The sequence below is a fragment of the Thioalkalivibrio sp. ALJ7 genome (genome assembly GCF_000376865.1).
Classification (GTDB): Bacteria; Pseudomonadota; Gammaproteobacteria; order Ectothiorhodospirales; family Ectothiorhodospiraceae; genus Thioalkalivibrio.
Genome location: NZ_AQXQ01000010.1, coordinates 1 through 24,009, shown reverse-complemented (window position 1 = coordinate 24,009; position 24,009 = coordinate 1). Strand labels below are relative to the sequence as shown.

Annotated in this window: 21 protein-coding genes; 5 read left to right on the top strand and 16 right to left on the bottom strand. The window is 65.2% G+C overall.

The annotated features are described in order from the left end of the window. Positions 1–341: 341 nt before the first annotated feature. From D002_RS0105195 to smc, 13 genes are all read right to left on the bottom strand, one after another. Positions 342–563 (bottom strand): type II toxin-antitoxin system HicB family antitoxin, encoded by a 222-nt coding sequence (locus D002_RS0105195; protein ID WP_018140853.1) that lies wholly within the window; start codon positions 561–563, stop codon positions 342–344. A gap of 484 nt (positions 564–1,047) precedes the next feature. After that, positions 1,048–1,428 (bottom strand): type II toxin-antitoxin system VapC family toxin, encoded by a 381-nt coding sequence (locus D002_RS0105190; protein WP_018140852.1) that lies wholly within the window; start codon positions 1,426–1,428, stop codon positions 1,048–1,050. Then, positions 1,425–1,688, bottom strand: coding sequence for an AbrB/MazE/SpoVT family DNA-binding domain-containing protein (locus D002_RS13405; RefSeq protein ID WP_081610818.1), 264 nt, complete (start codon positions 1,686–1,688; stop codon positions 1,425–1,427). Before D002_RS13405 ends, D002_RS0105190 begins: the two co-directional genes overlap by 4 nt. 372 nt (positions 1,689–2,060) lie before the next feature. Then, positions 2,061–2,252: a DUF2283 domain-containing protein gene (locus D002_RS0105180; RefSeq protein ID WP_018140850.1), complete on the bottom strand. Its 192-nt coding sequence runs from the start codon at positions 2,250–2,252 to the stop codon at positions 2,061–2,063. Positions 2,253–2,254: 2 nt separating this feature from the next. Continuing rightward, positions 2,255–2,452, bottom strand: coding sequence for a DUF4258 domain-containing protein (locus D002_RS0105175; protein ID WP_026181542.1), 198 nt, complete (start codon positions 2,450–2,452; stop codon positions 2,255–2,257). A gap of 115 nt (positions 2,453–2,567) precedes the next feature. Continuing rightward, a complete protein-coding gene (locus tag D002_RS0105170; protein WP_018140848.1) occupies positions 2,568–4,283 on the bottom strand; it encodes a bifunctional sulfate adenylyltransferase/adenylylsulfate kinase in 1,716 nt (571 codons plus the stop codon). Positions 4,284–4,473: 190 nt separating this feature from the next. After that, on the bottom strand, positions 4,474–5,640 hold the full coding sequence (locus tag D002_RS0105165; RefSeq protein ID WP_018140847.1) for a nucleotide sugar dehydrogenase: 1,167 nt from the start codon (positions 5,638–5,640) through the stop codon (positions 4,474–4,476). Positions 5,641–5,961: 321 nt separating this feature from the next. Further along, entirely contained in the window at positions 5,962–6,294 is a 333-nt protein-coding gene (locus tag D002_RS0105160) for a MarR family EPS-associated transcriptional regulator (RefSeq protein WP_018140846.1), read from the bottom strand. A 157-nt stretch (positions 6,295–6,451) separates the two neighbouring features. Then, positions 6,452–8,353 carry a nucleoside-diphosphate sugar epimerase/dehydratase gene (locus tag D002_RS0105155; protein ID WP_018140845.1) on the bottom strand — a complete coding sequence of 634 codons (1,902 nt, stop codon included), beginning with the start codon at positions 8,351–8,353 and terminating at the stop codon, positions 6,452–6,454. A 312-nt stretch (positions 8,354–8,665) separates the two neighbouring features. Further along, positions 8,666–9,121: an REP-associated tyrosine transposase gene (locus D002_RS0105150; protein ID WP_018140844.1), complete on the bottom strand. Its 456-nt coding sequence runs from the start codon at positions 9,119–9,121 to the stop codon at positions 8,666–8,668. A 212-nt stretch (positions 9,122–9,333) separates the two neighbouring features. After that, positions 9,334–11,424 (bottom strand): NAD-dependent DNA ligase LigA, encoded by a 2,091-nt coding sequence (gene ligA / locus D002_RS0105145; protein ID WP_018140843.1) that lies wholly within the window; start codon positions 11,422–11,424, stop codon positions 9,334–9,336. Beyond that, positions 11,421–12,632 (bottom strand): cell division protein ZipA, encoded by a 1,212-nt coding sequence (gene zipA / locus D002_RS0105140; protein WP_026181541.1) that lies wholly within the window; start codon positions 12,630–12,632, stop codon positions 11,421–11,423. The genes ligA and zipA overlap by 4 nt, the downstream gene beginning before the upstream one ends. Positions 12,633–12,759: 127 nt before the next feature. Continuing rightward, positions 12,760–16,254 carry a chromosome segregation protein SMC gene (gene smc, locus D002_RS0105135; protein WP_018140841.1) on the bottom strand — a complete coding sequence of 1,165 codons (3,495 nt, stop codon included), beginning with the start codon at positions 16,252–16,254 and terminating at the stop codon, positions 12,760–12,762. Between the two features lie 215 nt (positions 16,255–16,469). On the opposite strand from smc, the gene queF reads away from it, so the two are divergent. From queF to cysZ, 4 genes are all read left to right on the top strand, one after another. After that, a complete protein-coding gene (gene queF, locus D002_RS0105130) occupies positions 16,470–16,892 on the top strand; it encodes a preQ(1) synthase (protein WP_018140840.1) in 423 nt (140 codons plus the stop codon). A 20-nt stretch (positions 16,893–16,912) separates the two neighbouring features. Further along, positions 16,913–18,208, top strand: coding sequence for an FGGY-family carbohydrate kinase (locus D002_RS0105125; RefSeq protein WP_018140839.1), 1,296 nt, complete (start codon positions 16,913–16,915; stop codon positions 18,206–18,208). 186 nt (positions 18,209–18,394) lie between these two features. Beyond that, positions 18,395–18,604 (top strand): DUF3185 family protein, encoded by a 210-nt coding sequence (locus tag D002_RS0105120; protein WP_018140838.1) that lies wholly within the window; start codon positions 18,395–18,397, stop codon positions 18,602–18,604. Between the two features lie 8 nt (positions 18,605–18,612). After that, positions 18,613–19,371, top strand: a complete 759-nt coding sequence (gene cysZ / locus D002_RS0105115) for a sulfate transporter CysZ (RefSeq protein ID WP_026181540.1) — start codon at positions 18,613–18,615, stop codon at positions 19,369–19,371. A gap of 323 nt (positions 19,372–19,694) precedes the next feature. On the opposite strand, the gene D002_RS0105110 is transcribed toward cysZ, so the two are convergent. The 3 genes from D002_RS0105110 to D002_RS0105100 all read right to left on the bottom strand — a co-directional run bounded on the left by D002_RS0105110 (position 19,695) and on the right by D002_RS0105100 (position 22,583). Next, positions 19,695–21,710 carry a DUF1631 family protein gene (locus tag D002_RS0105110; RefSeq protein WP_026181539.1) on the bottom strand — a complete coding sequence of 672 codons (2,016 nt, stop codon included), beginning with the start codon at positions 21,708–21,710 and terminating at the stop codon, positions 19,695–19,697. Between the two features lie 188 nt (positions 21,711–21,898). Beyond that, positions 21,899–22,222, bottom strand: coding sequence for a non-heme iron oxygenase ferredoxin subunit (locus D002_RS0105105; protein ID WP_018140835.1), 324 nt, complete (start codon positions 22,220–22,222; stop codon positions 21,899–21,901). Positions 22,223–22,247: 25 nt separating this feature from the next. After that, positions 22,248–22,583 (bottom strand): hypothetical protein, encoded by a 336-nt coding sequence (locus tag D002_RS0105100; protein WP_018140834.1) that lies wholly within the window; start codon positions 22,581–22,583, stop codon positions 22,248–22,250. Between the two features lie 240 nt (positions 22,584–22,823). Between D002_RS0105100 and D002_RS13400 the strand changes: the two genes are divergently transcribed. After that, positions 22,824–24,001 (top strand): IS3 family transposase gene (locus tag D002_RS13400; protein WP_155996075.1). Its coding sequence is split into 2 segments (ribosomal slippage): positions 22,824–23,091 and positions 23,091–24,001, totalling 1,179 coding nucleotides; the frame shifts between segments, so codons are not numbered across the junction. Positions 24,002–24,009: the final 8 nt, after the last annotated feature.

Below are 24,009 nucleotides of genomic sequence, written 5' to 3'. Positions count from 1 at the left end.
GTGGGTGGGGAGGCATTGTTGGTAGCCAGCGCTGCTTCTTTCAGGCTCGTGAGCAGCGCCCGCTTTGGTGGCAGAGAGCGGGGTGTCGTCTGGCTCGCGCACGCTGCGCCGGGAGGACGGGATGGGGGTGGCCGTCTATTCGAACTCGGAACGAGAAATGCCCGACTACGGAATGATCGACATCAGAGCGCCCTTTCGCAGTTCCGAATGATCCGGTATGCGGTGATCGTGGAGTGTCCGTCTTTTTTCTGTATGGCACATGGCTGCCCCGTTGCCGAACGGGCTCGACGCCGTGCCTCGCAAGGATGACGATCACCTCCTTGCCCAACAACGGTCACAGCTTACCCAACGGCGACCTCAACGCTGGTCGCGAAGACTTCCCCGTGGAGGCGCTCTTGAAGCTCGTCTTCCGAGGCCGACTCGAAGAACAGCTCCAGCGCTTCTCGCAAGTTGTTCCGAGCCTCTTCAATGGTCGCGCCCTGGCTTGCGACATCCACCTCGGGACAGAGCGACATATAGCCGCCGTCCTCCTGCTCGAGAATCGCCGTCAAATGATTGGTCATCACGCTTTCTCCAGTGCCGAACAGCCCAGCCACTAGTATGGCGGTGCCACCGTCACTCCTTCTGCCATCCCGCACTTTCTTGAACTGCAACCGGCGCGGTGTCGGGGCTCGCAGTTCCCGGGCCCAAGCCTGTTGGCACTGGCCTTCTGGGCGCTGGGCCGCCCTGCGTCGTTATCCCCTAAGCCGCAACGCCACCCAGTCATCCTGGAAACCGCGCAGTGGTTATCCGGGATCTCGGGCGTCCGGGCAACCCTAGCCGCTGGCGAGCCCGCTCTTCGCTTCGCTACGGCCTGGATGACGTGGTGGAGGAGGTGTGGCTTGGCTAGGGAGATTGGGTGTTTTTCTGGCTTTGGCGGGGGCTTCGCGGCCAAGGTCGCTCCCATAGGGGGGCTAGCATTGGGCGTGGGAGGCCAGCCCTCTGGCCGATTGGGGGTATGTTCAGCGTCCAATCGGCCAGGGGGCTGGCCTCCAAAAGGTGAAGGGGTTAGCGCACGGGGTGGATCTCGATGTCCAGGTCGAGATGGGTCCACGCCCGGTCGGCGGTCAGCACCGGGAGGGCCTTGTCCCTGGCCAGCGCGAGGCAGGCTCGGTCGGCTATTGACAGGCCATGCCGGCGCGAGGACTCCCACAGCTGTGCGGCGAGATCCGCCTGCTGTGCCGTGAATGGCTCGAACACGAGCCCGACGTCGATAAATTCCTGCTGCATGCCCTGGACGCCGACCTTGCGCTGCAGGGATTTCTGCAGCACCTCGGACCAGTTCACGGTGGACACGCAGCCGCCATCGAGCGCGCGGGCCACCCTGTCTCCGCCCGGCTCCTCATGCAGGAAGGCCAGCAGTGCGGAGGCATCCAGCACGGTGGTCATGACTCCCCATGCTCGTGTCTGGCCTCGGCCCGCCGATCGCCGATAAGTTCGTCCACAAGGCTGACGTCCCGCGGGATGTGCCTGAACCGCTCACGGAGCCTTCGCTCGACGAGCTCGCGCCGTTCCAGCACCAGGCTCTCCCCCACCAGCCGGGCAACCAGGCGATCGCCAGGGCGCAGCTTCAAGGTATTACGCAGCGCGGCCGGGATCACGACACGGCCTTGTGCGCCGACCTGCACCTCGTTTTCATTTTGTGCCACTGTTCTTACCCTCTGCCACGTTCGGTTCAATATGGCACATAAAGGCGAGACGAGCCATGCTGGTACCGGGCGCTTGGAATTCCCGCGCCTCGAACCCCAACAACCTCCCGGTCATCCCGGAAACCGCTCAGCGGTTATCCGGGATCCCCTCTCGTCAGGGCCACCACAAAGGCCGGAGATCCCGGCTCTTCGCTGCGCGGAGGCCGAGATGAGGTGGTGGAAGGGGCGTGGCTTGGCTGGCTATGGAGATTAGGCGGTTTTCCGGCTTTGGCAGGGGCTTCGCGGCCAAGGCCGCTCCCACAGGGGGGCTAGCATTGGGTGGGGGATGCCAGCGCTCCTACGGGTGAGGTTGAGACCTCTGGGTTGCGGGAATCAAGCGGCTCTGGATCGCAGGAGGGGCCAGGCACTCTGTTTGGATGCCTCCAGGACCACGACTGCGACGATCGTTCCGTCTTCTGCGTAGCTCACATGGGTATTCCAGTACTGCGAGCATTCACGCTTGATCGGCTTGTCCGATAGGTGAAGCACGAGAGTGTCGTCCGCTTCGTCATATGTGGTCCGCATCGTCACCTTCTCCAGTCAAAGTGGTGCATAGCGGTTTTGACCACCAGTTGCTCCTCAAGGATCACGGCTGCACAGATGAGATTGTCGGACCGCTCCTCGAAGTGTTTCGCCACCCAAAGCCGTATCTCGTCCTTGTTTCGCAAGTCGCCGCGCTCACTCAATTCAAACAGTTCGTGTTCAGAGATACCGCGCTGCTTCATGCGCTCTTGTGCGGGGCGAGTGATCGCTACATGCCGTTCAAATCTCTGGGTATGCATTCCATTGCGTTCCATCAAATCTTCCGTAGAGGAGGCCAGCCCTCTGGCCGATCGTGCGCTAAGGGTTGCGGATGAAGCCCATGGCTTCGAGTTTGAGCAGGATGCGGTGGGCGGCTTCGTCCGGGGTCATCTCGCGGGTGTCGAGGCGCAGCTCGGGGTGTTGCGGCTCCTGGTAGGGGTCGTCGATACCGGTGAATTCCTTGATGAGGCCGGCGCGGGCCTTGGCGTAGAGGCCCTTGCGGTCGCGGGCCTCGCAGGTTTCCAGCGGCGTGGCGACGTGGACCTCGATAAAGCCCCCTGCCCGCTCGATGCGTTCGCGCACGCGGCGGCGCATGTCGGTGTACGGGGCGATCGGGGCGCAGATGGCGCAACCGCCGTTCTTGGTGATCTCGCTGGCCACATAGCCGATGCGCTGGACGTTGATGTCGCGGTGCTCCCTGGAGAAGCCGAGCTCGCTCGAGAGCTCCTTGCGCACGATGTCGCCATCCAGCAGCGTGACGGCTCGCCCGCCCAGTTCCATCAGCTTGACCCGCAGGGCGTTGGCCATGGTGGACTTGCCGGAGCCGGACAGGCCGGTGAAGAACACGGTGAAGCCCTGGCGGTCGCGCGGCGGGAAGCTGCGGCGAAGCTCCTGCACCACTTCCGGGTAGGAGAACCACTCGGGGATCTCCAGGCCCTCACGCAGGCGGCGGCGGAATTCCGAGCTGGGGAGGCTGAGGGTGTGTTCGCCCTCGCGCACTTCATTGGCCGGCACGAAGTCCGCCCGATCCTGCACGTAGGTCATGGCCTGGAACGGGACCATCTCGATACCGATCTCGTCGGCATGGCGCTGGATCAGTTCTTGCGCCTCGTAGGGGCCGTAGAAGGCCTGCTCGTCCGGGCCCGCATCGGGGCTGGCATGGTCGCCCCCGACGATCATGTGCGTGCAACCGTAGTTACGGCGGATGATCGCGTGCCACAACGCCTCGCGCGGGCCAGCCATGCGCATCGCCAGCGGCAGGAGGCTCAGTTGGGTGGTCTGCTCCGGGGCCTGTCGCAGCACATGCTCGTAACAGCGCACGCGCACGAAGTGGTCCACATCTCCCGGCGCGGTCACGCCCACCACCGGATGAATCAGCAGGTTGGCCTCGGTTTGGCGCACGGCACGACGGGTGAGCTCCACCTGGGCGCGGTGCATAGGGTTGCGCGTCTGGAAGGCGGCCACGCGGCTCCAACCCAGCTTGTGGAAATACTCGCGAAGCTCCGCGGGACTGTAGCGGTAGTTGCGGAAATCGTAGTGCACCGGGGACTCGATGCCTTGCAACGTGCCGCCCAGGTACACGGGCCCGGAGCGGTTCATCAGGAAGTTTACCCCGGGATGTTCAAGATCCGTGGCGCCGAACACTAGCTCGGCCTCGCGCGTCTTGTCGGGCGTCCACCGTTGCTCGACGTCCATCACCGCGAGGGTCACCCCCTCGGCATCCCGTAGGGCAATGCGCGTACCCGGAGCGGCCTGTTCCGCGAACGCCTCACTGACATCCAGCGTCACCGGTATCGGCCAGAGCGTTCCATCAGCCAAGCGCATCTTCTCGATCACGCCCTCGTAATCCGCCTGCCCCATGAAGCCCGTCAGCGGGGAGAAGCCGCCATTGAGCAACAGCTCCACATCACACACCTGCCGCTCGGTCAGATCCCAGGTCGGGATCTCCCGCGCGATATCCTTCAGTTCGCGGGCGGTGGCTTCGTCAACGTAGCGATCACACAATGTGCCGCCGTAGGGGCTGATGAGGTTCATGTAACGTCCAGTGTCGATGCAGGTGCGTAAAGCCGCGCATTATGAACCAAGAGAGGCACCGCGTCCGCGCACCACCGCCCCGTAGGAGCCTGCTCGCAGACGAACGGCCCTGCCCGAGTCGAGCTTTGGCAGGGGCGTACGCCTGCAAGCAGGCTCCCACACGCGGAGTGTTGTAGGCGGGAAGTTGGGGTTAGTCGCTGCCGAAGAGGTCGCGAGTGTAGATTTTGTCGGCCTGGTCGCGGATGTCGTCGGTGACGCGGTTGGCGACGATGACGTCGGACACACGCTTGAACTCGTCCAGGTCGCGGATGACGCGGGAGCGGTAGAAGTCGTCACCGGGCAGTTCCGGCTCGTAGACGACGACTTCGATGCCCTTGGCCTTGATGCGCTTCATTACCCCCTGGATGGCGGAGGCGCGGAAGTTGTCGGAGCCACTCTTCATAACCAGCCGATAGACACCCACCACCTTCGGGTTGCGCTTGATCACGGCATCGGCCACGAAATCCTTGCGCGTGCGGTTGGCATCGACAATGGCCTTCACGATGTTGTTGGGGACTTCATCGTAATTGGCCAGGAGCTGCTTGGTGTCTTTCGGCAGGCAGTAGCCGCCATAGCCAAAGGACGGGTTGTTGTAGTGGCTGCCGATGCGCGGGTCGAGGCAGACGCCGTCGATGATCTGGCGGGTGTCTAGTCCGTGGGTCTCGGCGTAGGTATCGAGCTCGTTGAAGTACGCGACGCGCATGGCCAGGAAGGTGTTGGCGAACAGCTTGATCGCCTCGGCTTCAGTCGAGTGGGTGAACAAGATCGGGATGTTCTCGTCTGCTGCACCTTCCGCCAGGAGACCAGCGAAGGTCTCTGCCCGCTCGGATTCCTCTCCGACGATGATTCGGGAGGGGTGGAGATTGTCGTACAGTGCTCGGCCCTCGCGCAGGAACTCGGGCGAGAACAGGATGTTGTCCGTCTCCATCTGCGCCTTGATGTCACGCGTGTAGCCGACCGGAACGGTGGATTTGATGACCATGACCGCGTGCGGATTGATCGCCAGCACGTCGCGGATGACCGACTCCACCGTGGAGGTGTTGAAGTAGTTGGTCTGCGGGTCGTAGTCGGTGGGTGTCGCGATGATGACGAAGTCCGCTCCGTCGAAAGCCTCTTGCTTGTCCAGCGTGGCCTTCAGGTTCAGCGGCTTGTTCTCCAGGAAGTGCTGGATCTCCGCGTCAATGATCGGGGACTGCTTGCGGTTGATTTGTTCGACCTTTTCGGCCACAACGTCCAGCGCGACCACCTCGTGGTGCTGCGCCAGCAGGACCGCATTGGAAAGGCCTACATAGCCGGTGCCGGCAACTGCAATCTTCATCCCTGGTTCCTTCTGTTTTCGGTGTTGTGTTCTGGTGATTTGGGGACAGACGAAGAATTCTCGGCGTCGCATCCCCTAATCCAGACCTTTCTAACTCCTCTTAGGAGCCTGCTTTCAGGCGAAGCCCCTGCCCACGACTGTCTTTGGCGGGGGCTTCGCCGCCAAGGCAGCTCCTACGGGCGAACGCTCCTGCCCACATCTGACTTTGGCAGGAGCTTCGCCGGCGAGCCGGCTCCTACAGGGGCGTGGTCGGCAGGATAGTGGGTCGATACGTCAATTCGATGTGCACACACCACATTCCGTATCGGATCGGCCGTGGCACTATTCACGTTCCTCGCGCTGCACCTCTTGGCGGAGCTGTTCGATCTCGGTCATCAGGGCCACGTGCTCCGCACGCTTGCGCTGCAGGAAATGATAGGCCAGGCGCGCCTTCTCGGACACACCCGTCGGCGTGAGCTTGTACAGGTAGCCGCGCTTGTTGTCGCTTCGCGTGAAGTTCTGCGCCTTGACCCACCCGCGCGCCAGCAGGGCCCGTAGCGCGTGGTTGGTACTGCCGACCGAGATACCCAGTTCGCGGGCCAGCGTGCGTTGCGAGCGCGTCGGGTCCTGTTCCAACAAGCGCAGGAGTTTCAACTGGACTTCTTCGGAGGACATGGAATCGGTCGTTAGCCAGTGATGCCGGGGTTTAACGGTTACCCAGAAACGCTGAGGGGTCCGTCATTGGATGATCCCCAAGACTTCCATGGGCGCGTTCATCGAGTGAACGCCGATTGGAGCATGGGGTTGCCCGTGCTGCAAGGAAGCCGCCCCTTCAGGCCGATATTCGTTCTTGCGGTGGGTGGTCCACCGGCTGGTACTCGTGGACCACCAATTTCAGGACAGTACATGCCGCTTCATGGTCCATCTCGCGATCGGCCCGGTCGAGCTGTTTGAGTGCCGCTTGTACTGCCTGCGCCTCCACACAGTCCTCCCGTGCACGCATGATCTTGCTGTGAGGGGTTGGCTCGACATTGTCGCCGATCAGAAGCTCTTCATAGAGTTTTTCGCCCGGGCGCAGGCCGGTGAATACGATCTCGATGCCGTCTTCCGGATACCCATCCTCTTTCACCTGGCGGCCGTGCAGCCTAATCATGCGGCGGGCGAGATCAAGGATCTTGACCGGCTCGCCCATATCCAACACATAGACCTCGCCGCCTTCCGCCATGGCCCCAGCCTGGATGACCAGTTCGGCGGCCTCGGGAATGGACATGAAGTAACGCGTGATCTCCGGATGCGTGACCGTAACCGGGCCGCCGTCCCGGATCTGCTGGTGAAATAGCGGCACCACGGAACCGGACGAGCCAAGTACATTGCCGAACCGCACCATGCTGAAGATGGTGCCGCGATTCTCGCGCGCCCGATCCTGTAGCACCATCTCGGCCATGCGCTTGGTGGCCCCCATCACGTTTGTAGGGCGCACGGCCTTGTCGGTGGAAATCAGAATAAAGCGCTCCACTCCGGCCTCGATCGCCGCATCCGCCAGAATGGCCGTGCCGAACACGTTGTTGCGCACGCCTTCGATCAGATTAGCCTCGACGATCGGGACGTGCTTGTAGGCGGCCGCGTGGTAGAGCGTCCGGACGCGGTATTCCGTAAGGACGGACGCCACGCGCCGAGCATTGGCGACCGATCCGAGTACCGCATGAATCGTTGGACTCGGGTCCATCTGTGCCGCGGCTTCCCGCAGCTCATGTTCGATGCTGTAGAGGGCAAATTCGTTGCGCTCATACAGAACCAGCGTTTCCGGTGCCAGGCGGACAATACGACGAGACAACTCCGAACCAATCGATCCCCCAGCGCCGGTCACCATGACTACCCGACCACGGATACTGGATTCCAGCAACTCAGGGTTTGGCGGCACGGGGTCGCGCCCGAGCAGATCGGCCACATCGATATCCTCGAGCTGATCGAGGTTCGCGTGGCCCGAGACAACGGCCTCCATCGAAGGTACCGACTGGACGTAGACCGGGAATGACTCCAGCTGCTCCAGAATGCGCCGACGCTCCTGGCGAGGAGCCGAGGGAATGGCCAACAGCAGGCGCTGGACCCGGAAACGCGCGACCAGCAAAGAAAGGCGCTCCGGGGCATGCACCGGGACACCATCGATCGAACTGCCCTGCAGGGACTGGTCCTCGTCGACAAATGCGACTACCCGGAAACGCCCACCTGCCTTAAGCCCCGACAGCAGTTGCACTCCGGCCTCCCCTGCACCGTAGACCACGACCGGCTCGGCTCCGGAGGCGGCATCGGTCATCGAGTGGTACCAGGCCCGAATGAGGAACCGGCTACCCCCGAGGTAAAGGAACGCAATGATGGCGAAGTTGATCGGTACCGAACGGGGGAAACCCTGAACCTGACCGAGGGCGACAGCAGCCCAGAGAACTAGCGCCAGAATCACCGCACCCGTGCCCACCGCCCAGATGGCGCGCGAACCCATGAATCGAATCACGGCGCGATACAGCCCGAGGCGCACGAACAGCGGAATACCGACGATGATCACCAGCGGGAACAGCCACCAGGTCTCGAACATGATCGGCGGGAAGGGCTCGGCCATGCGGATCATGAAGCCCGACCAAAGCGCCAGCGGAAGCATGACGGCATCGGCTGCCACCATGACCCAGCGCTTGCGACTGCGAGACAGGCTCAACAACCGTTTAAGGCCTTGGTTCAGCATATTCTCTGGCTGAGGGTTTTCATGGAAAGGCCGTCCTCGCGTTCCGTCATTTCCCCCTGCCGCCACACTACACCAGGCGCACCCGTTCGGGGAGCCGCATTCCGCTGCGGCTGGCGGAGGATAAGCAAACCCTCATGGGATTGCATCCTTGACTGTGAGATGCACCCGGAGAGAACGCTGTTGCCGTTCGATCACGCTGGCAGGGGCTTCGCGGCCAAGGCCGCTCCCACAGCTCTGCCAATCCTGGGCGAATCGAGTGGGTGTGGGAGCGGGCTTGCCCGCCAAGCCCCTGCCAAAGTCCATTCAGCCCCCTCACTCTAACCAGATCGCATCCCACTGGGGATAATCACCGAGATTGCCCACCAGCCCAGCCCGAAGCGGGTTCGCTACCACGTAACGCGCGACGGCCTGGAGGTCCTCCTCCCGGCGCAAAGCGCGGTCGTGAAAACCCGGCTGCCAAACCCGGCACGGTAGGCCTCGCGCAGCACCCATTCGCCGAGTCGTGGAACCCTTCACCTTCTGTACGGTGCGGGACAATTCCCCATCGTCCAGTTGCATCAGCCAATGAACATGGTCGGGCATGACCACGAAGCAGAGTGTAGTCGCCGCCCCTTCCACCTCACGCAACGCCTGAACCACGCAGCGACCGTGATCGAGCGCGCCAAACCAGGCATGCCGATTGGCGCAAACTGCCGTAACCAGGTAAATCCTTCCGTGCTCGCTAAACCGCCCAAGCCGCAGCCGGTGGGATCGTGCCTTCCGTGGCATTCGAACCTCCCGTAATTGTTACCGGTTCAACCTTAATGCAATCCCATATTTGTGTGGGAGCGGCCTTGGCCGCGAAGCCCCTGCCAAAGTCGGACCCGGGCAGGGGCTTCGCGGCCAAGGCTGCTCCCACAGAACTGCTCCCACAAAAACCAACCCTACAAACCCAGCTCTATCAGACTACTCACTCCAGCCCAATCCCACAGGAGGGTCGATTAGGCGAGGAGCTGGGCGAGGTCGTCGGGGCCGAGGATGGGGATGTCGAGGGACTCGGCCTTGGTGACCTTGGAGCCGGGGTCGGCGCCGGCGATGACGGCGGTGGTTTTTTTGGAGACGGAGCCGGTGATCTTGGCGCCGCGGGCCTCTAGGGCAGCCTTGGCCTCGTCGCGGGTCATGGACTCGAAACTGCCAGTGAGGACGTAGGTCCGCCCCGCCAGCGGCGCTGCATCGGCGGTCTCGGGTGCGGCGCGTCTGGGCGGATCGGGCCAGTGCACGTCGGCCTCGCGCAGCGCGCGGATGACCTCGAGGTTGTGCGGTTCGGCGAAGAAGTTGGCGATGTGCTCGGCGACGATAGGGCCAACGTCCGGGACCTCCTGTAATGCCTCCGCATCGGCTTTCATCAGCACGTCCAGGTCGCCGTAATACGAGGCCAGGTTGCGGGCGGTGACCTCGCCCACCTCGCGGATGCCGAGCGCGAAGATGAACCGGGCCAGCGTGGTCTCGCGTGCCTGATCCAGTGCGTTGACCAGATTTTCCGCCAGCTTGGGGCCGACGCGTTCCAGCGCTTCCAGGCGTTCGGCGTCTAGGGCGAACAGGTCCGCGGGGCTTTGCACGAGGCCGCCGTCCGCCACCTGTTCGATCAGCTTCTCGCCGAAGCCCTCGATATCCAACGCCCGGCGCGAGACAAAATGCTTGAGCGCCTCGCGGCGCTGGGCCGGGCACACCAGCCCGCCGGTGCAGCGGGCCACCGCTTCGCCCTCGGGGCGCTCGATGTGCGAGCCACATTCCGGGCAGGCGGCGGGCATCTCGATGGCGCGGGTGTCCGCGGGGCGCTCGCCGCCGGCGCGGCCGACCACTTCAGGAATTACGTCGCCCGCGCGGCGCACGATCACGCGATCGCCGATACGGATGTCCTTGCGCGCGATCTCGTCCATGTTGTGCAGGGTGGCGTTGCTGACCATCACGCCACCCACCAGCACCGGCTCCAGGCGCGCCACCGGCGTCAGGGCGCCGGTGCGGCCGACACGAAACTCGACATTGCGCAGCGTGGTGGTGCGCTCTTCCGCCGGGAACTTGTGGGCGATCGCCCAGCGCGGCGCGCGCGAGACGAAGCCGAGCGCCTGCTGATCGGCGAGCGAATCGACCTTGTAGACGATGCCGTCGATCTCGTAATCGAGCGTCGCACGCCGCTCAGCGACCCGCTCGTAGTAGTCAAGGCAGGCCTCCACACCTTCCAGCACCTCCCGCTCCGGGCAGGCCGGGAAACCGAGCTGCCGCAGCCAGTCCAGCGTGCCGGATTGGGTGTCCGGGAGGGTTCCGCCCTCCACGAAGCCCACTGAGTAGGCGAAGAAGCTCAGCGGACGGCGCGCGGTCACCTGCGAGTCCAGCTGCCGCAGGCTGCCGGCGGCGGCGTTGCGCGGGTTCATGAAGCCGCGCTGCCCTTCGGCCTCCAGCCCGGCGTTCAGACGTTCGAAGTCGGCGCGGCGCATGAAGACCTCGCCGCGTACCTCCAGCACACGCGGGGCATCGTCGGTAAAGCGGTCGCCCAGGTGCAGCGGGATCGGCCGGATGGTGCGGACGTTTGTGGTCACGTCCTCGCCGGTCTCGCCATCACCACGGGTAGCGGCCTGCACCAGGCGCCCGTCCTCGTAGATCAGGCTGATCGCGAGGCCGTCCAGCTTGGGCTCGGCCATGTAAATCACGGCCGCCTCGACAAGCTCGGGGTCGCCGGTCTGCTTCGCCAGGCGTTCGCGCACGCGACGGTCGAAGTCGCGGATCTCGTCGGGCTCGAAGCCGTTGGCCAGCGACAGCATCGGAAGCCGATGCCGGACCGTGGCAAAACCCTCGGCCGGGTGCGCCCCTACGCGCTGGGTCGGTGAGTCGGGTGTGACCAGGTCCGGATGGTCTTTTTCCAACCCCTCCAGCTCGCGCATCAGCGCGTCGAACTCGGCGTCGGAGACCTCCGGGTCGTCGAGCACGTAGTAACGGTAGTTGTGGTGCTCGATCTGTCGACGCAGCTCGTCGCTACGCGCCTTCGAGGAATCGGTCGAGCCAGCCTGCGGGGCAGGCGAGCCCGCCACGCTCACCGCGCACTCCGGCGGCGCAGCACATCGGGCCGGTGGCGGCGCAACCAGTCGTTCAGATCCTCGCGCATGTAGGCGAGCGTCTGGTTGGTGGCAGTGGATTGCTGCGCGTCCAGGATGCTGCCGCCCAGGTCACGCGCCAGCGTATGAGCGTGCTCCAGCAAGGCCTCGAAGGCCCGCTGCGGCTGGGCACTCCGATGCACCTGGGTAAACAGCGTGACACCCGGCGTCATCATGTCCGCCAGGTCTTCTTCCCGCAGGGTGCCCGGTGGAACCATGTTGGCTGCGGAGAACAACGGTACGCGGGCGTCGGTCCCGGGTTCGTGAAAGTGGTAAATGTCCATCTCGCCCGGCGTCATGCCGGCGCGCTGCATCGCGGCACCCAGCGCGACACCGGTGAACGGTTTGTTGCGCGGCGCGACAACGTGCAACAACAGGATCTTCTCGTCCGTCGCGCGGCGATCGGCCCTGGGGTTACGCCCCACCACGCGCGGCTCGGAGACGTACTCGCCCAGGGTTTCCATATCGGGGGATGGTTGCTCGATCAGGTCCGGATCCACCTCGTGGTCCGGGTCCAGGTGTTCGCCCAGGGTGTCGTCGGCTCGCGGGCGCTTGAGTCGTGCCGAGCGCAAGCGGTCCATGCCGGAACGCAGACGCCCACCCAGGCCTCCCAGTACCTCGCGGGCCCGCTCTACTGGCGCGGTCGACGAACTGCGCCGCCGCCCCCGGCCCGGGCGATCCTCCGGTGAAGGCTCGAAGGCTCCGTGCGGCGGGGGTGGCGTAGGCTCCTCGTCGCTGTCCAACACGCCATAGATATCCTGGGCGCGCTCGCCTCGCCGTCCGTAGTCAGGTTCCAGGTCCGGCTCGTCTTCATTGGCGGTCACGCCGAGATGCGGCTCATGGCGCTCGTCGCGGACACTGCCAGGGATATGAGGTGCGTCAAAGGCGGGCTCACGTGTGCCACCCGTGGTTCGGTTGGTATCCAGCGGATCGCCCCAGCCCGCTTCCGGCTCGGCGGACGCATCCGGGTCGGCCGGCTCGTACCAGCGCTTGTGGCCCGGCTCGTCGCTCGCCCGGATGTGTACCGCCTCGTCGCCCCAATCCTCGGCATCGTCTTCAAGATCGCGCGTCACCGCCCGCGTGCGCAGGCGATGGGCGATCCAGATCCCCGCGATCAGGACAATCCCCAGAATGACCAGACTGATGCGCATCCAATCCACGCAATACCTCGTTGTGTTGCTGTTTTGTGCCGTGGGCTACCGGGGCCCAGAGCCCGTTAGAACACGCTGGGAAGCCGCTGGAGATTGCTTCGCTTCGCTCGCAATGACGGAACCTCGGTCAGGCCTCCGCCAGTTCCACGGCCTCGTCGACATCCACACTGACCAGCCGCGACACGCCCGGCTCGTGCATGGTAACGCCAATGAGCTGTTCCGCCATCGCCATGGTTGCCTTGTTGTGCGTAATAAAGATGAACTGGATCTGCTCGGACATCTCACGCAGCAGATCACAGAAACGCCCGACGTTGGCTTCGTCCAGCGGCGCGTCCACCTCGTCCAGCATGCAGAATGGCGCCGGATTTAGCTCGAAAATCGCGAACACCAGCGCCGAAGCCGTGAGCGCCTTCTCACCACCGGACATCAAATGGATGGTCGACAGCCGTTTGCCGGGTGGCCGCGCCATGATGGTGACGCCCGTATCCAGCAGGTCGTCCCCGGTCATCTCCAGGCGCGCCTCGCCCCCACCGAACAGGCGCTGGAATTTGTGCCCCAGCCCGGCGTTCACCTGATCGAAGGTCTGCTTGAACAGGGCCCGGGTCTCGCGATCGATGCGGTGCATCGCCGCCTCCAGCGTCTCTAGCGCCTCGATCAAGTCCGCGTGCTGCTCTTCCAGGTAGCGCGAACGCTCCTCCAGACTGCGCGCCTCGTCGATCGCCGCCAGGTTGATCGGCCCGAGCTTCTCGATCTTGCGATCCAGCTCGCCAATCGCCTGCTCCCAGGCCGGAACCGCCGCATCCTCCGGCAGCTCCGGCGCCAGCGCCTCCGCGTCGAAGCCGGATTCCTGGAACTGGGTCTTCAACTGATCAATCTGGACCGAGCGTTCGCGCAGGTCCAGGCGAAGCTCCTCGCAGGTGGAACGCTGCGCCTCAACCCGATTGCCCAGCTCGGTGCTGCTATTGGCTAGTTCGCGCAGGCGCGCGTCGCAGGCCTCCAGGCCCGAGCGTGCCTGGGTCAGCTGCGCCTCTGCCGCCTGGCGCTGTTCGGCGGCGGTTTGCAGGTCCGCGCGCCACTGCTCCAGCGGCCCCTGGCGATCACTCAGGCCCTGCGCGAGGCGCTCGCGGCGCTGGGTATCGTCCTCACGCTGGCGTTCCAGACGCCCGCGCTCGTTCTGCTCGCGCTCCAGGCGATGACGCGCCTCCTGCTCGGCCATACGCGCCTGGTTGGCCGCGTCGCGGGCCGCACGAACGGCATCGCGCCCTCCCCCTTGGGCCGTGCGCGCGGCCTCGACCCGCGCCTCCAGATCGGTGCGGTCGGCCTCCAGGGTCTCGATACGGGTCAGGGCCTCGTTGCGCTCGGCCTCCGCCGCAGCGAACTGCTCGCGGGCACGGGCGGCTTCCTCGTCCAGCTCGCCGGCCTCGCGATCGATGCGTTCCTGCTGCTGTTCCAGCTGGCGCGCCTGGTCGCGCAGGCGTTGTACCCGACGGTCGCGGTCGTCGATCTGCGCCTGTTGTTCGCGGATCTGGCCGTCCAGCGCCTCGCGTCGGGCGCGAGTGGCCGCGATGGTCTCGTTGCGCTCCTCCAGCGCGGCCTGCATACGGTTCACCTGGGTGGCCAGTTCCTCCTGGCGCTCCTGCAGCTCGCGCGCGAGCCGGACCCGGGCCACGGCACCACTCGCGCCACCCTCCAGGGTACGGTGGGCGACCCACCCCGGACCCATCCAGGTGCCATCCGGGGTGATCACACTCTCGTCCGGCCCCAACGTGGCCACACGCGCACGGGCCGCGTCGGCATCGTCTGCGCAATAAACCGAGGCGAGCCAGGCGGTGACCACCGGGGAACCCTGGACTCGTTCCCCCAGGCTACCCGTCCGCGCCTCCGGCGTGGACGACAGATCCGTGCCGACCAGGCGCAGCATCGCATCAGGGAGATCCGTGGCCGCCTCCGGCCGGTCAACCACGGCGGCCTCCAGCCAGGCGCCCAGCACCAGTTCCACGGCGGTATCCCAGCCCTCGGCCACCTCTAGCTGCTGCACCAGGGGGCGTGACAGGTCCAGCCCGTGTTCGCGTGCCCAGGCCTCGCGCCGGGCGCGGGTCTCCTGCGGGTCGTCCTCGCCGGCAAAATGCTCCAGCCCAGCCAGGCGCCCGGCTACCTCGCGCGCCTCGCGTTCGGTGGCGTGCAGGGTGTCCTGTTCCTCGCGCTGGGCCTGCGCCAGCCCGGCGAGCTCGTTCTGCTGCTGTTCACGCTCGGCCTGAAGCGCCTGCAGCCGCTCCCGCAGACCGGCCAGCTCCGTGTCCAGATGATCTGCCTCGGTGCCCGGATGGGTCTGCGGCAGGGCCGCACGCTCGGCCTCCAGACGTTCCCGGCGTTGAGCGATGCGTTTGAGCAGGTGCTCGGCGTTGTCCATCCGCGAGCGCGCGAGCTGGGCATTCTGGCGCGGCTCGGCGAGCGAGCGCTCCCATTCGGTCAGCGCCTCGCGAGCGGCCTGGAACTCGGTCTCCGCCTGCTCGGCGGCGGCCTCCAGGCCCTCGCGCTCGGCCTCGGCGGTTGCGGCCGCCTCGCGACGTTGTTCGCTCTCCTGTTCGGCCTGGGCGATGCGCGCCGCGACCGCCTGGTGGTCGTTGTCGGCGGTCTCGATGCGACTTTCCAGCTGGCGCAGTTCAGCCTGTTCGCGCGCGAGTTCTTCCTCGGCATGGCGGATGGACTGCTCCAGGCGCGAGACCTCGGCGGCGCGATCGTAATAGGCGCTCTGCGCCTGGGTGGTGGCCGCTTCCAGCTCTACGCGTTCCTGGCGCGCCTGTTCGGTGCTCGTCTGCGCCTTTTGTGCCTCGGCCTGGGCGGCGGCGAGGGCCGTCTCGGCCTCGTTCAGCCGGGCGCGACTGGCCTCCATCTTCTGTTCCTGGGCCTGGAGGCGCAGCAGGATGGCCTCGGCGCGCTTGCGCCGGCGCTCGGCGGCCAGGGCCTGATATCGCTCCGCGGTAGCGGCCTGGCGGTTCAGGCGTTCGGCCTGCTTGGCGACCTCGTCGCGGACGTCGTCGAGGCGCTCGAGGTTCTCGCGGGTGTGGCGCACGCGGTGCTCGGTCTCGCGGCGGCGTTCCTTGTACTTGGAGATCCCGGCAGCCTCTTCCAGGTAGACACGCAGCTCCTCGGGCCGCGCCTCAATCAGGCGCGAGATCATGCCCTGCTCGATGATGGCGTAGCTACGCGGCCCCAGGCCGGTGCCGAGGAACAGGTCCACCACGTCGCGCTTGCGGGCACGCTGGCCGTTGAGAAAGTACTTGGACTGGCCGTCGCGGGTGAGCGCGCGCTTGACCGCGATCTCGCCGTAGCCACTGTACTCACCGCCCAGGCGGCCGTCGGAATTGTCGAACACGAGTTCGATGGAGGCCTGACCAACCGGCTTTCGGCTGGACGAGCCGTTGAAGATCACGTCCTCGCTGGAATCTCCGCGCAGGTGCTTGGCCGAGGACTCGCCCATCACCCAGCGCACCGCGTCGATCGTATTCGACTTGCCACAACCGTTCGGGCCGACCACGCCCACCCGGTTGCCCGGAAGGACGAGGGTGGTCGGGTCCACAAACGACTTGAAGCCGGCCAGCTTGATTCGGGCGAGTCGCACGTTCGGCGCTATCCGCGGTCAGGAAACTCGGGGTTAGAATGGTACACGCTTACACCCTCAGAGTGACCCGCCCCCGAAAGCCGCCCGCTATAGGAGCCTGCTCGCAGGCGAAACCATGCACGTGCCCGGCTTTGGCAGGGGCTTCGCCTGCGAGCAGGCTCCTACAGCGGGCTGTCACACGCGGGGGGACACCCATTCAACCACGAGAGACGCAGATGCCCAGCCAGCCAAGCAAGACCCTGGAAACCTTCGACAACCCGGCACCGGAGAACGATTTCGCGATCTACATCCGGATCCCGGAGTTCACCTGTCTGTGCCCTGCCACCGGCCAGCCGGATTTCGCCGAGCTCCACATCCAGTACGTCGCCGACGGCAAGTGCGTAGAGCTGAAGTCGCTGAAGAACTACATGTGGTCCTACCGCGACGAGGGCGCATTCCACGAGGCGGTTACCAACCGCATCCTGGCCGATCTGGTGGAGGCCACCGACCCGCGCTACATGCGCCTGACCTCCTACTTCAACGTGCGGGGTGGCGTCTACACCACCGTCGTTGCAGAGCATCGCAAGCCCGGCTGGACGCCGCCGGAGCCGGTTCAGCTACCGGCACCGACCCGCAGCCCGCTGGACATGAACGGCTGATCTCAGGAAAACACGGATCCATGCACGCCATCGGCATTGACCTCGGCACTTCCGGGATCCGGCTAGCGCTGCTGGACTCGGAGGGTGCGCGTGTCCATGCCGCTTACCGGGCGCTGCCGGCCTCGGTCGGGGGGGACGAACAGCGTGCGGAACAGAACCCTGCGCTGTGGTGGTCCATCGTGCGCGAGTTGCTCCGCGAGGCGGCTACCCATTTGCATGGCGAACCCGCCGCCATTGCAGTGGACGGGACCTCCGCTACGCTGCTGCGCCTGGATGCCGACGGCCGCCCGACCCATCCGGCGCTGATGTACAACGATGCCCGGGCCAAAGACATGCTGTCCGTCCTGGCCGGGGTCGCGCCAGCGGATTCGGCCGTACACAGCCCGAGTTCTTCGGCGGCCAAACTGCTGTGGCTGCGCCGACACGAGGGGTTGTCCGGTGTGCGCCGCATTCTGCACCAGGCCGACTGGATCGCCGGGCGGCTGCGCGGACGCTTCGACCGCATGGACGAGAACAACGCCCTGAAGCTTGGCTACGACGCGCTCTGGGGTGGCTGGCCCAACTGGTTACAGGAGACCCTGGGTACCGATGCCGCGCTGCTGCCGGAGGTGGTCCCGGCCGGCACCGTGCTGGGGCCGCTGTCCCCCGAAATGGCGGAATCGCTGCATCTGAACCCGGCCTGCCGCGTGGTCGCCGGCACCACAGACAGCATCGCGGGGTTTCTTGCCTCCGGGGTGGACGATGACACCACGGGGGTCACGAGCCTGGGCTCGACGCTGGTGATCAAACAGCTGGCACCGGAACCGATCTACGCCCCGGAACTGGGCATCTACAGCCACCGATTGCTGGGGCGCTGGCTGGTCGGCGGCGCCTCCAACAGCGGCGGTGCCGTGCTGCGCCAGCACTTTGATGACGACACACTGGAACGGCTAAGCGCCGCGATCGATCCAGACACCGACAGCGGACTCGACTACCTCCCCCTGCCCCGTCCCGGAGAGCGCTTCCCGATCAACGACCCCGAACTGAAACCTCGCCTCACACCCCGCCCGGACGATGACGCACGTTTCCTGCAGGGGCTGTTCGAGGGAATTGCCCGAGTGGAATGCGATGGCTATCAACGCCTGGCCGAGCTGGGGGCCCCACGCGTGGAACGGGTCGTCTCGCTGGGCGGCGGCGCCCAGAACCCGGTGTGGACCCGGATCCGCGAACGCACCCTCGAAGTGCCCGTCTCCACTGCCGAGGATGACGATGCCGCCACTGGGGCCGCCCGGCTTGCACGCATCGGCGTGGGACTGGAGCCGGGCCCTGGGGGCTGATCCGCATCGCAATCCCCAGTTTGGCCGACGCTTCGTCTCCGAGCCGACTCCTAAACGGGGCTATGGGCAGGAGGCGCCTGAGGTGGCACTCCCATGCGTTAGCCCGAAATGTGCGCTACCAGACATTTGGGCAACGCGGATCGCGTGCTACATTCAGGGGAGAACACCACAACAAAGGAAACCGCCATGCACTGGACGCGACTTCTCGGGATTGCCTTGCTGGTAGGCGGCATCATCCTGCTGGTAATGGGGTACAACGCTACCGATAGCCTGGGCGAGGAACTCCATCAGGAGTTCATGGGCCGGTACACGGAAGATACGCGCATGTACCTGATCGCCGGCGGCGTGATGACCGTGGTTGGGCTCGTGCTCACGATCTTCGGGGTGCGCCGCTGAGGGCAGCTGTGAGGCCCGCCCCTGCGGCTCTCAGCCCCCTGTTCGCCTTCCTGGCACCGTTTCGGGGCCTCTCGCGCGTATTCGAGCCAGGACTGCGCGGCCTTGTGATCGGTCCGCTCATCATCAACGTCCTGGTGGTGGTCGGGCTCGCCGTCGCCGCGGGGTTCGGGTTCGAGGCCCTGCTGGCCGCCTGGCTACCCAGCGGCTGGGACTGGTTGGCCTGGTTACTCTGGCCCCTGTTCGCGCTGGCCCTGCTCGTCGCCTTCGCGGTCTCCGCCGTGGCGGTTGCCGCCATCGTCGCCAGCCCGTTTTCAGGACCCCTGGCCTATCGGACCGCGCGCAGCCTCGGGCATGAGCCGCGGCAACCCGCACGCTCCTTCCTCGGCGAGATGGGCCATGCCACCACGACCGCATTGCGCAAGACCGGCTACTACGCCCTGCTCTTCATCCCGGTCCTGCTGATCACCGTCATCCCCGGCCTGAACCTGCTAGCCGCCCTCGCCTGGTTCACCTTTGGTAGCTGGGTGCTGGCCGTGGAATTAATGGAGGCACCACTGGCCAACGATGGCCTGGCCTTTTCCGAGGTCCGGCAGACGCTACGAACCCACCGCCTGCAAACCCTGAGCTTCGGCGCCGGCACCACGCTGCTGGCCATGGTGCCCGTCGTAAACCTGCTACTGGTCCCCGCCGCGGTCATCGGCGCCACCCACCTCCGCGTGCGCCTGCCCAAAAACTCACTGACCCATCAACGTCGGGGCTCAGCCTGAAGGGATTGTATTTTCACCACAGAGGACACAGAGAGCACGGAGAAGACCGAAGAAGGTTTCCTGTGATGGTGTGGTGATAGGTGCAGTCATTAGCATCGTTCCGTTGCCCGGGAATGCGACGGAGGGTTGCTGCACAGCTTTATGGCACAGCCTGACTCCCAACACCCGCTCCCTTCCATGCTTCCTGTAAACCGCTTTTGAATTTCTCCGTGGCCTCTGTGTGCTCTGTGGTGAAAACGCCCTTCCCGCTTCGCTTGGACTTCTTCGTGCCTTCGTGCTCTTCGTGGTAAATATGCCCTGGCTCTTCAGACCACAGGCGCTGATCAACCCAGCAACGCATCCAACGGGTTGTCGTCCGGGAGCGGGCGCATGCGGCCCTCGCGGAGTTCCTGGGCCACGCCCTGCAGGGAGTGGCGGCGGCTGGCACCTAGGTCCAGCGACAGGAACAGGAAGCCGCGAGTGGCCTCCCCGCGCCAGACCAACGCAACGCGATGAACGTGGCCACTGGCCTTATCGACCACTTCGAACCAATCGCCTGTGCGGATACGGCTGGCATCAAACACCCAGGTGTCGTCCAGGTCGGTCAGCAGATCGGCATCGTCATCTTCCAGGCGCACCGCTCGTCGCGCCTGGATGCGGGCTTGCGGGTCGAAGCGCGGCTCGTCAGCGGACGACCGGATACGCTGCAAATGGGCCTGGCCCAAGTGTTGAACCACCGCTTTGATCCGTCCCTCGTCCACCCCATTCTCGCGCGCCGTCGCCACGATACGCTGGACGAGTGGATTGACCTCCTGCGGTGTCGCCTTGTTACAGATCGCGCGAGCGACATCCTGGACGCCCGCATCCAGCCGCTTGGCTGCACTTTCTTCCACCGCCAGCAGGTCTTCCCAGGCCTCCGCAATTTCTTCGGCAGAGCGCTCCGGTAACTCCGCGCCCGTCTCCAGTACACAGACGGTCAGGCTCCGGCGGGCGCGTGCCGCGCGCTCCTGCTGGCACATCGGCTCCGCCTGCTCGGCTGCCAGGGCATGCCATTGTTGTTCCTGCGTCGCCAGCGACGTCTCCCAGGCCTCGTTCAAGTCCTGTGCCGCGGCACGATCCATCTGGTCCGCTTCCTGCCGCAAACGCTCGACCGTCTGGCGCATGACGCCCAGGTAGCCGGCCACGCTCTCAGAGCCCCCGGTATCGAGTTCCGGCGTGATCCGTATGCCGGTATTGATCAGGCTGCCGACCCATTCGCGCAGTGGATGCCTGCGGTCGTGAAAGAACTCCAAGTCCCGGCTAGCCGCGCGCGCCAGCAAGGGCTGCAGCTCCAGCATCAAGGCCCGAAACTCCGAGTGGCAATTGAGCTGGCGGGATACCTCTGAAAACACCCCGCCCAACACGCCCTCGATTACGCTCTCCAGCGGTGGCGCCTCGACCGCAGATGCACCGTCGTTGCCAGGCAATGCCCCACCCCTGGCGCCACCACCGCCGGTTAGAGGTTCACTGCCAGTCACCGTTTGACCGGCGGAGTATAGCCAGCCGGAAGCCGCGGCCCACTGCCGCCACGCGTCCGGGTCGGCATCGACTGCGGGCATTTGCGCTGGCGCCCCCGGGCCCACGGGAGCCTCGTTCAGCGCGGGAGCGGGCCCTCCCTCTGAACCCGACTCCGAAGGGGAGTCCGTGTCTGAATCCCGGTTTGCGGCCGCCCAACTCGCCCGTACGGAAGGCTGGGACAGGTCGCCGTCCGGCACCTCGGAAACCGGCTCACGCACCAGGCCACAGGCCTCCACCGTTTCGATCACAAACGCCAGGGTGGGTGCGGCCGTCTTGCCCAGGCAACGCACGTAGGCGCGCATCAGGGCCAGCGTCAGGTCTGTGCGTCCGAACTGCTTCTCGGCGGCTTCGATCAGACGCTCATACCAGTTCAGGGGCGACCAGGGAGCCCAACCGGGATGTTCGAACCGATTCTCTTCACGAGCGGCCTGCAAGAACACGAACCAGGAGTAACGGTTGTGTTCGCGGATCAGGCCCTCGAGCTTGTGGCGCAGCGAGCGGCGGGTCGACTGGTAATCATCGAGAATCTGCAGACCGGAGTTGGCCCCTGCATAGCTGGAGCCGGAAAATTCGTAATGTGGCGGGTAATTCGAAGCAACAAAGTCGCGCTCCAGCGCCTCTTCAAACTGGCGGCGCAACACGTATTGGAAACCTTGTAGCTGGTTGGCCCACTCGGTGGAGTCGTGCGTCTCGGCGCGGCCCGCGGACCACTCCTGCGACGCGGATCCAAGACAGTGATCCAGATGGTCAGTGACGCGAGGCACGACCCCTCGGGCCAATTGCTGGCGCTGGGCATCCGACAACCCCGTAAGCCCAGACCAGATCACATCCAGCCGCTTGGTCTTGCCTTCCCTGTTTGTTTGGTCCGTGCCTGCCATCGCGGCGATGTCCCCTTGTGGCTGCCCGCCCACGTGAGTACAACGTGAGCTCGCGAACAGTGTACAAGAGGATGCAAAACTGAAGCATCCGGCACAGGTTCTAACCGGATCACCTAGTCCAGTGGATGGCTCCCAACCTGGACCATGTCCGCCTCGATCCGCACCGGGAACCGCGTCAGGGGTTCCTCCGCTGGGGGTTCAAGCACCTCTCCCGTGCGCAGGCAGAACTGGGCATCGTGCATCGGGCAGGTGATGCAGTCGTCAGCATCGATCTCGCCATCCGCGATGGGCACGTCCTCGTGGGTGCAGAGATTCTCCACCGCGAAGTACTCACCTCCGAGGTTAAACACCGCGACCTCAGTGTCGGCCGTCCCCACCAGCCGATGGTCGCCATCCTCGATGGTGCCCACCGGGGCCACGTCAATCCATTCCGTCATTCCACTCCCCCAAAACCGCTCATCGTCAGTGTGTCGACGCCTGCAGGGCCGCCGTCGCGGCCGGGTCGATCTCGATCTGACGCCCCTCTTCCTGGTGGTAGGAGAAGCGCCCGACCACACGCAGGCGCTCACCCACGTGATCGCGAACCGACGCACCAGGCGTCACCGCCACACGGTTGATATCTTCATCCTCCAGCCAGTAGTGCTCCGGGTCGTCAAACCGATTCACCACGCCTTCGGTTTCCACCAATTCACCATCGAACGCAGGCGCCGACGCCGCCAGCTGTTCCAGCGTCACCGGCGATACACGTTCGCCGCCGCAGGCTGTTAGCAGGCCCGCCACAGCCAACCCCAACCACATGCCATTGATCCATTTACGCACGATCTCTTCTCCCGGCGCTGCACACGACAGTCGCCGCTTTTCTCCATTCCAAGCCTAACGAACCTGGGTCGGGTTACGCCCAATCACCCCCGATTGGCAGGTCTAAGCAGGTCGCACACCATCCACGTTTTTCGACTCGCGGTGCTCCCTGTGAGCTGGTCTAATTTCCGTGGACACCTCGTTAGGTGGGACGATACCCCCTGGACGAGGAGAACAACCATGGCACGCAAGCGCCGAAGTTTTTCAAGCGAATACAAGGAGCGCGTGGCCCGGATGGTGGTCGATGACGGTCTGGAGGTCTCGGTCGTATGCCGGGATCAGGATCTAGGCGAGACGGCCGTTCGCCGCTGGGTCGATCAGCTCAAGGCGGAGCGCAAGGGGCAACCGGGCGAGGGTCGGCCGCTGACGGCGGAACAACAACGGATCCGCCAGCTCGAGGAGGAGAACCGGCGGTTGAAGGAGGACAAGGAGCTGTTAAAAAAAGCGTCGGCCTTCTTCGCCCGGGAACTGAAGTGATGCATCGCTGCATCACGCGGTTGAGCGGAGAAGGCCCTGTCCATCGTCTTTGTCGGCTGCTGGGAGTGAGCCGGGCCGGCTATTACGCGGCGCGGGCGCGGGCCGAACGTCCAAGCGTGCCCTGCGCCGCTGGCGCTCACCTTGAGCGGGTGTTCGCGGCTTCCGGGCGAACCTACGGCAGCCGGCGTTTGGCAAAAGCCTTACAGGCGGATGGCACCGCCATGGGCCGTTACCGGGTGCGGACGCTGATGCGCGAGCGCGGCCTGCGGCCCGTCTGGCGGCGGCGCTTTGTGACCACCACGCAACGCGACGACCGGGCCCCTGTCGCCGAAAACCATCTCAACCGCGAGTTCACCCCGGCCGGACCGAACCAGGCGTGGGCGTCCGACATCACCTATATCCCAACCGCGACCGGCTGGAGCTACCTGGCGGTCATCCTCGACCTGTACTCGCGCAAGGTCATCGGTTGGGCCCTCGATCGGCAGATGCCGGCGAGCCTGACCTGCGAGGCGCTGCGCATGGCGCTGGAGCAGCGCCAACCGGAGCCGGGACTGCTGCTGCACTCCGACCAGGGTTGCCAATACACCAGCGCCGCCTGGCGGCGGCTACTGGCCCGGCACCAGATCCAGGCGAGCATGAGCCGCCGGGGTAACTGCTGGGACAATGCCGTCGTCGAGCGCTTCTTCCTGAGCCTCAAGACGGAACGCGTCTGGCAGCGCCGCTACGCGAACCACGGCGAGGCGCGGCGGGATATCGCGGACTACATCGCTCGGTTCTACAACACCGTTCGCATCCACTCGACGCTGGGCTACCTGCCTCCCAGCGTCTACGAGCAACCAACGGCAGCCAATCCACCTAACGCGGTGTCCGAAATCACTTGACCGCCACA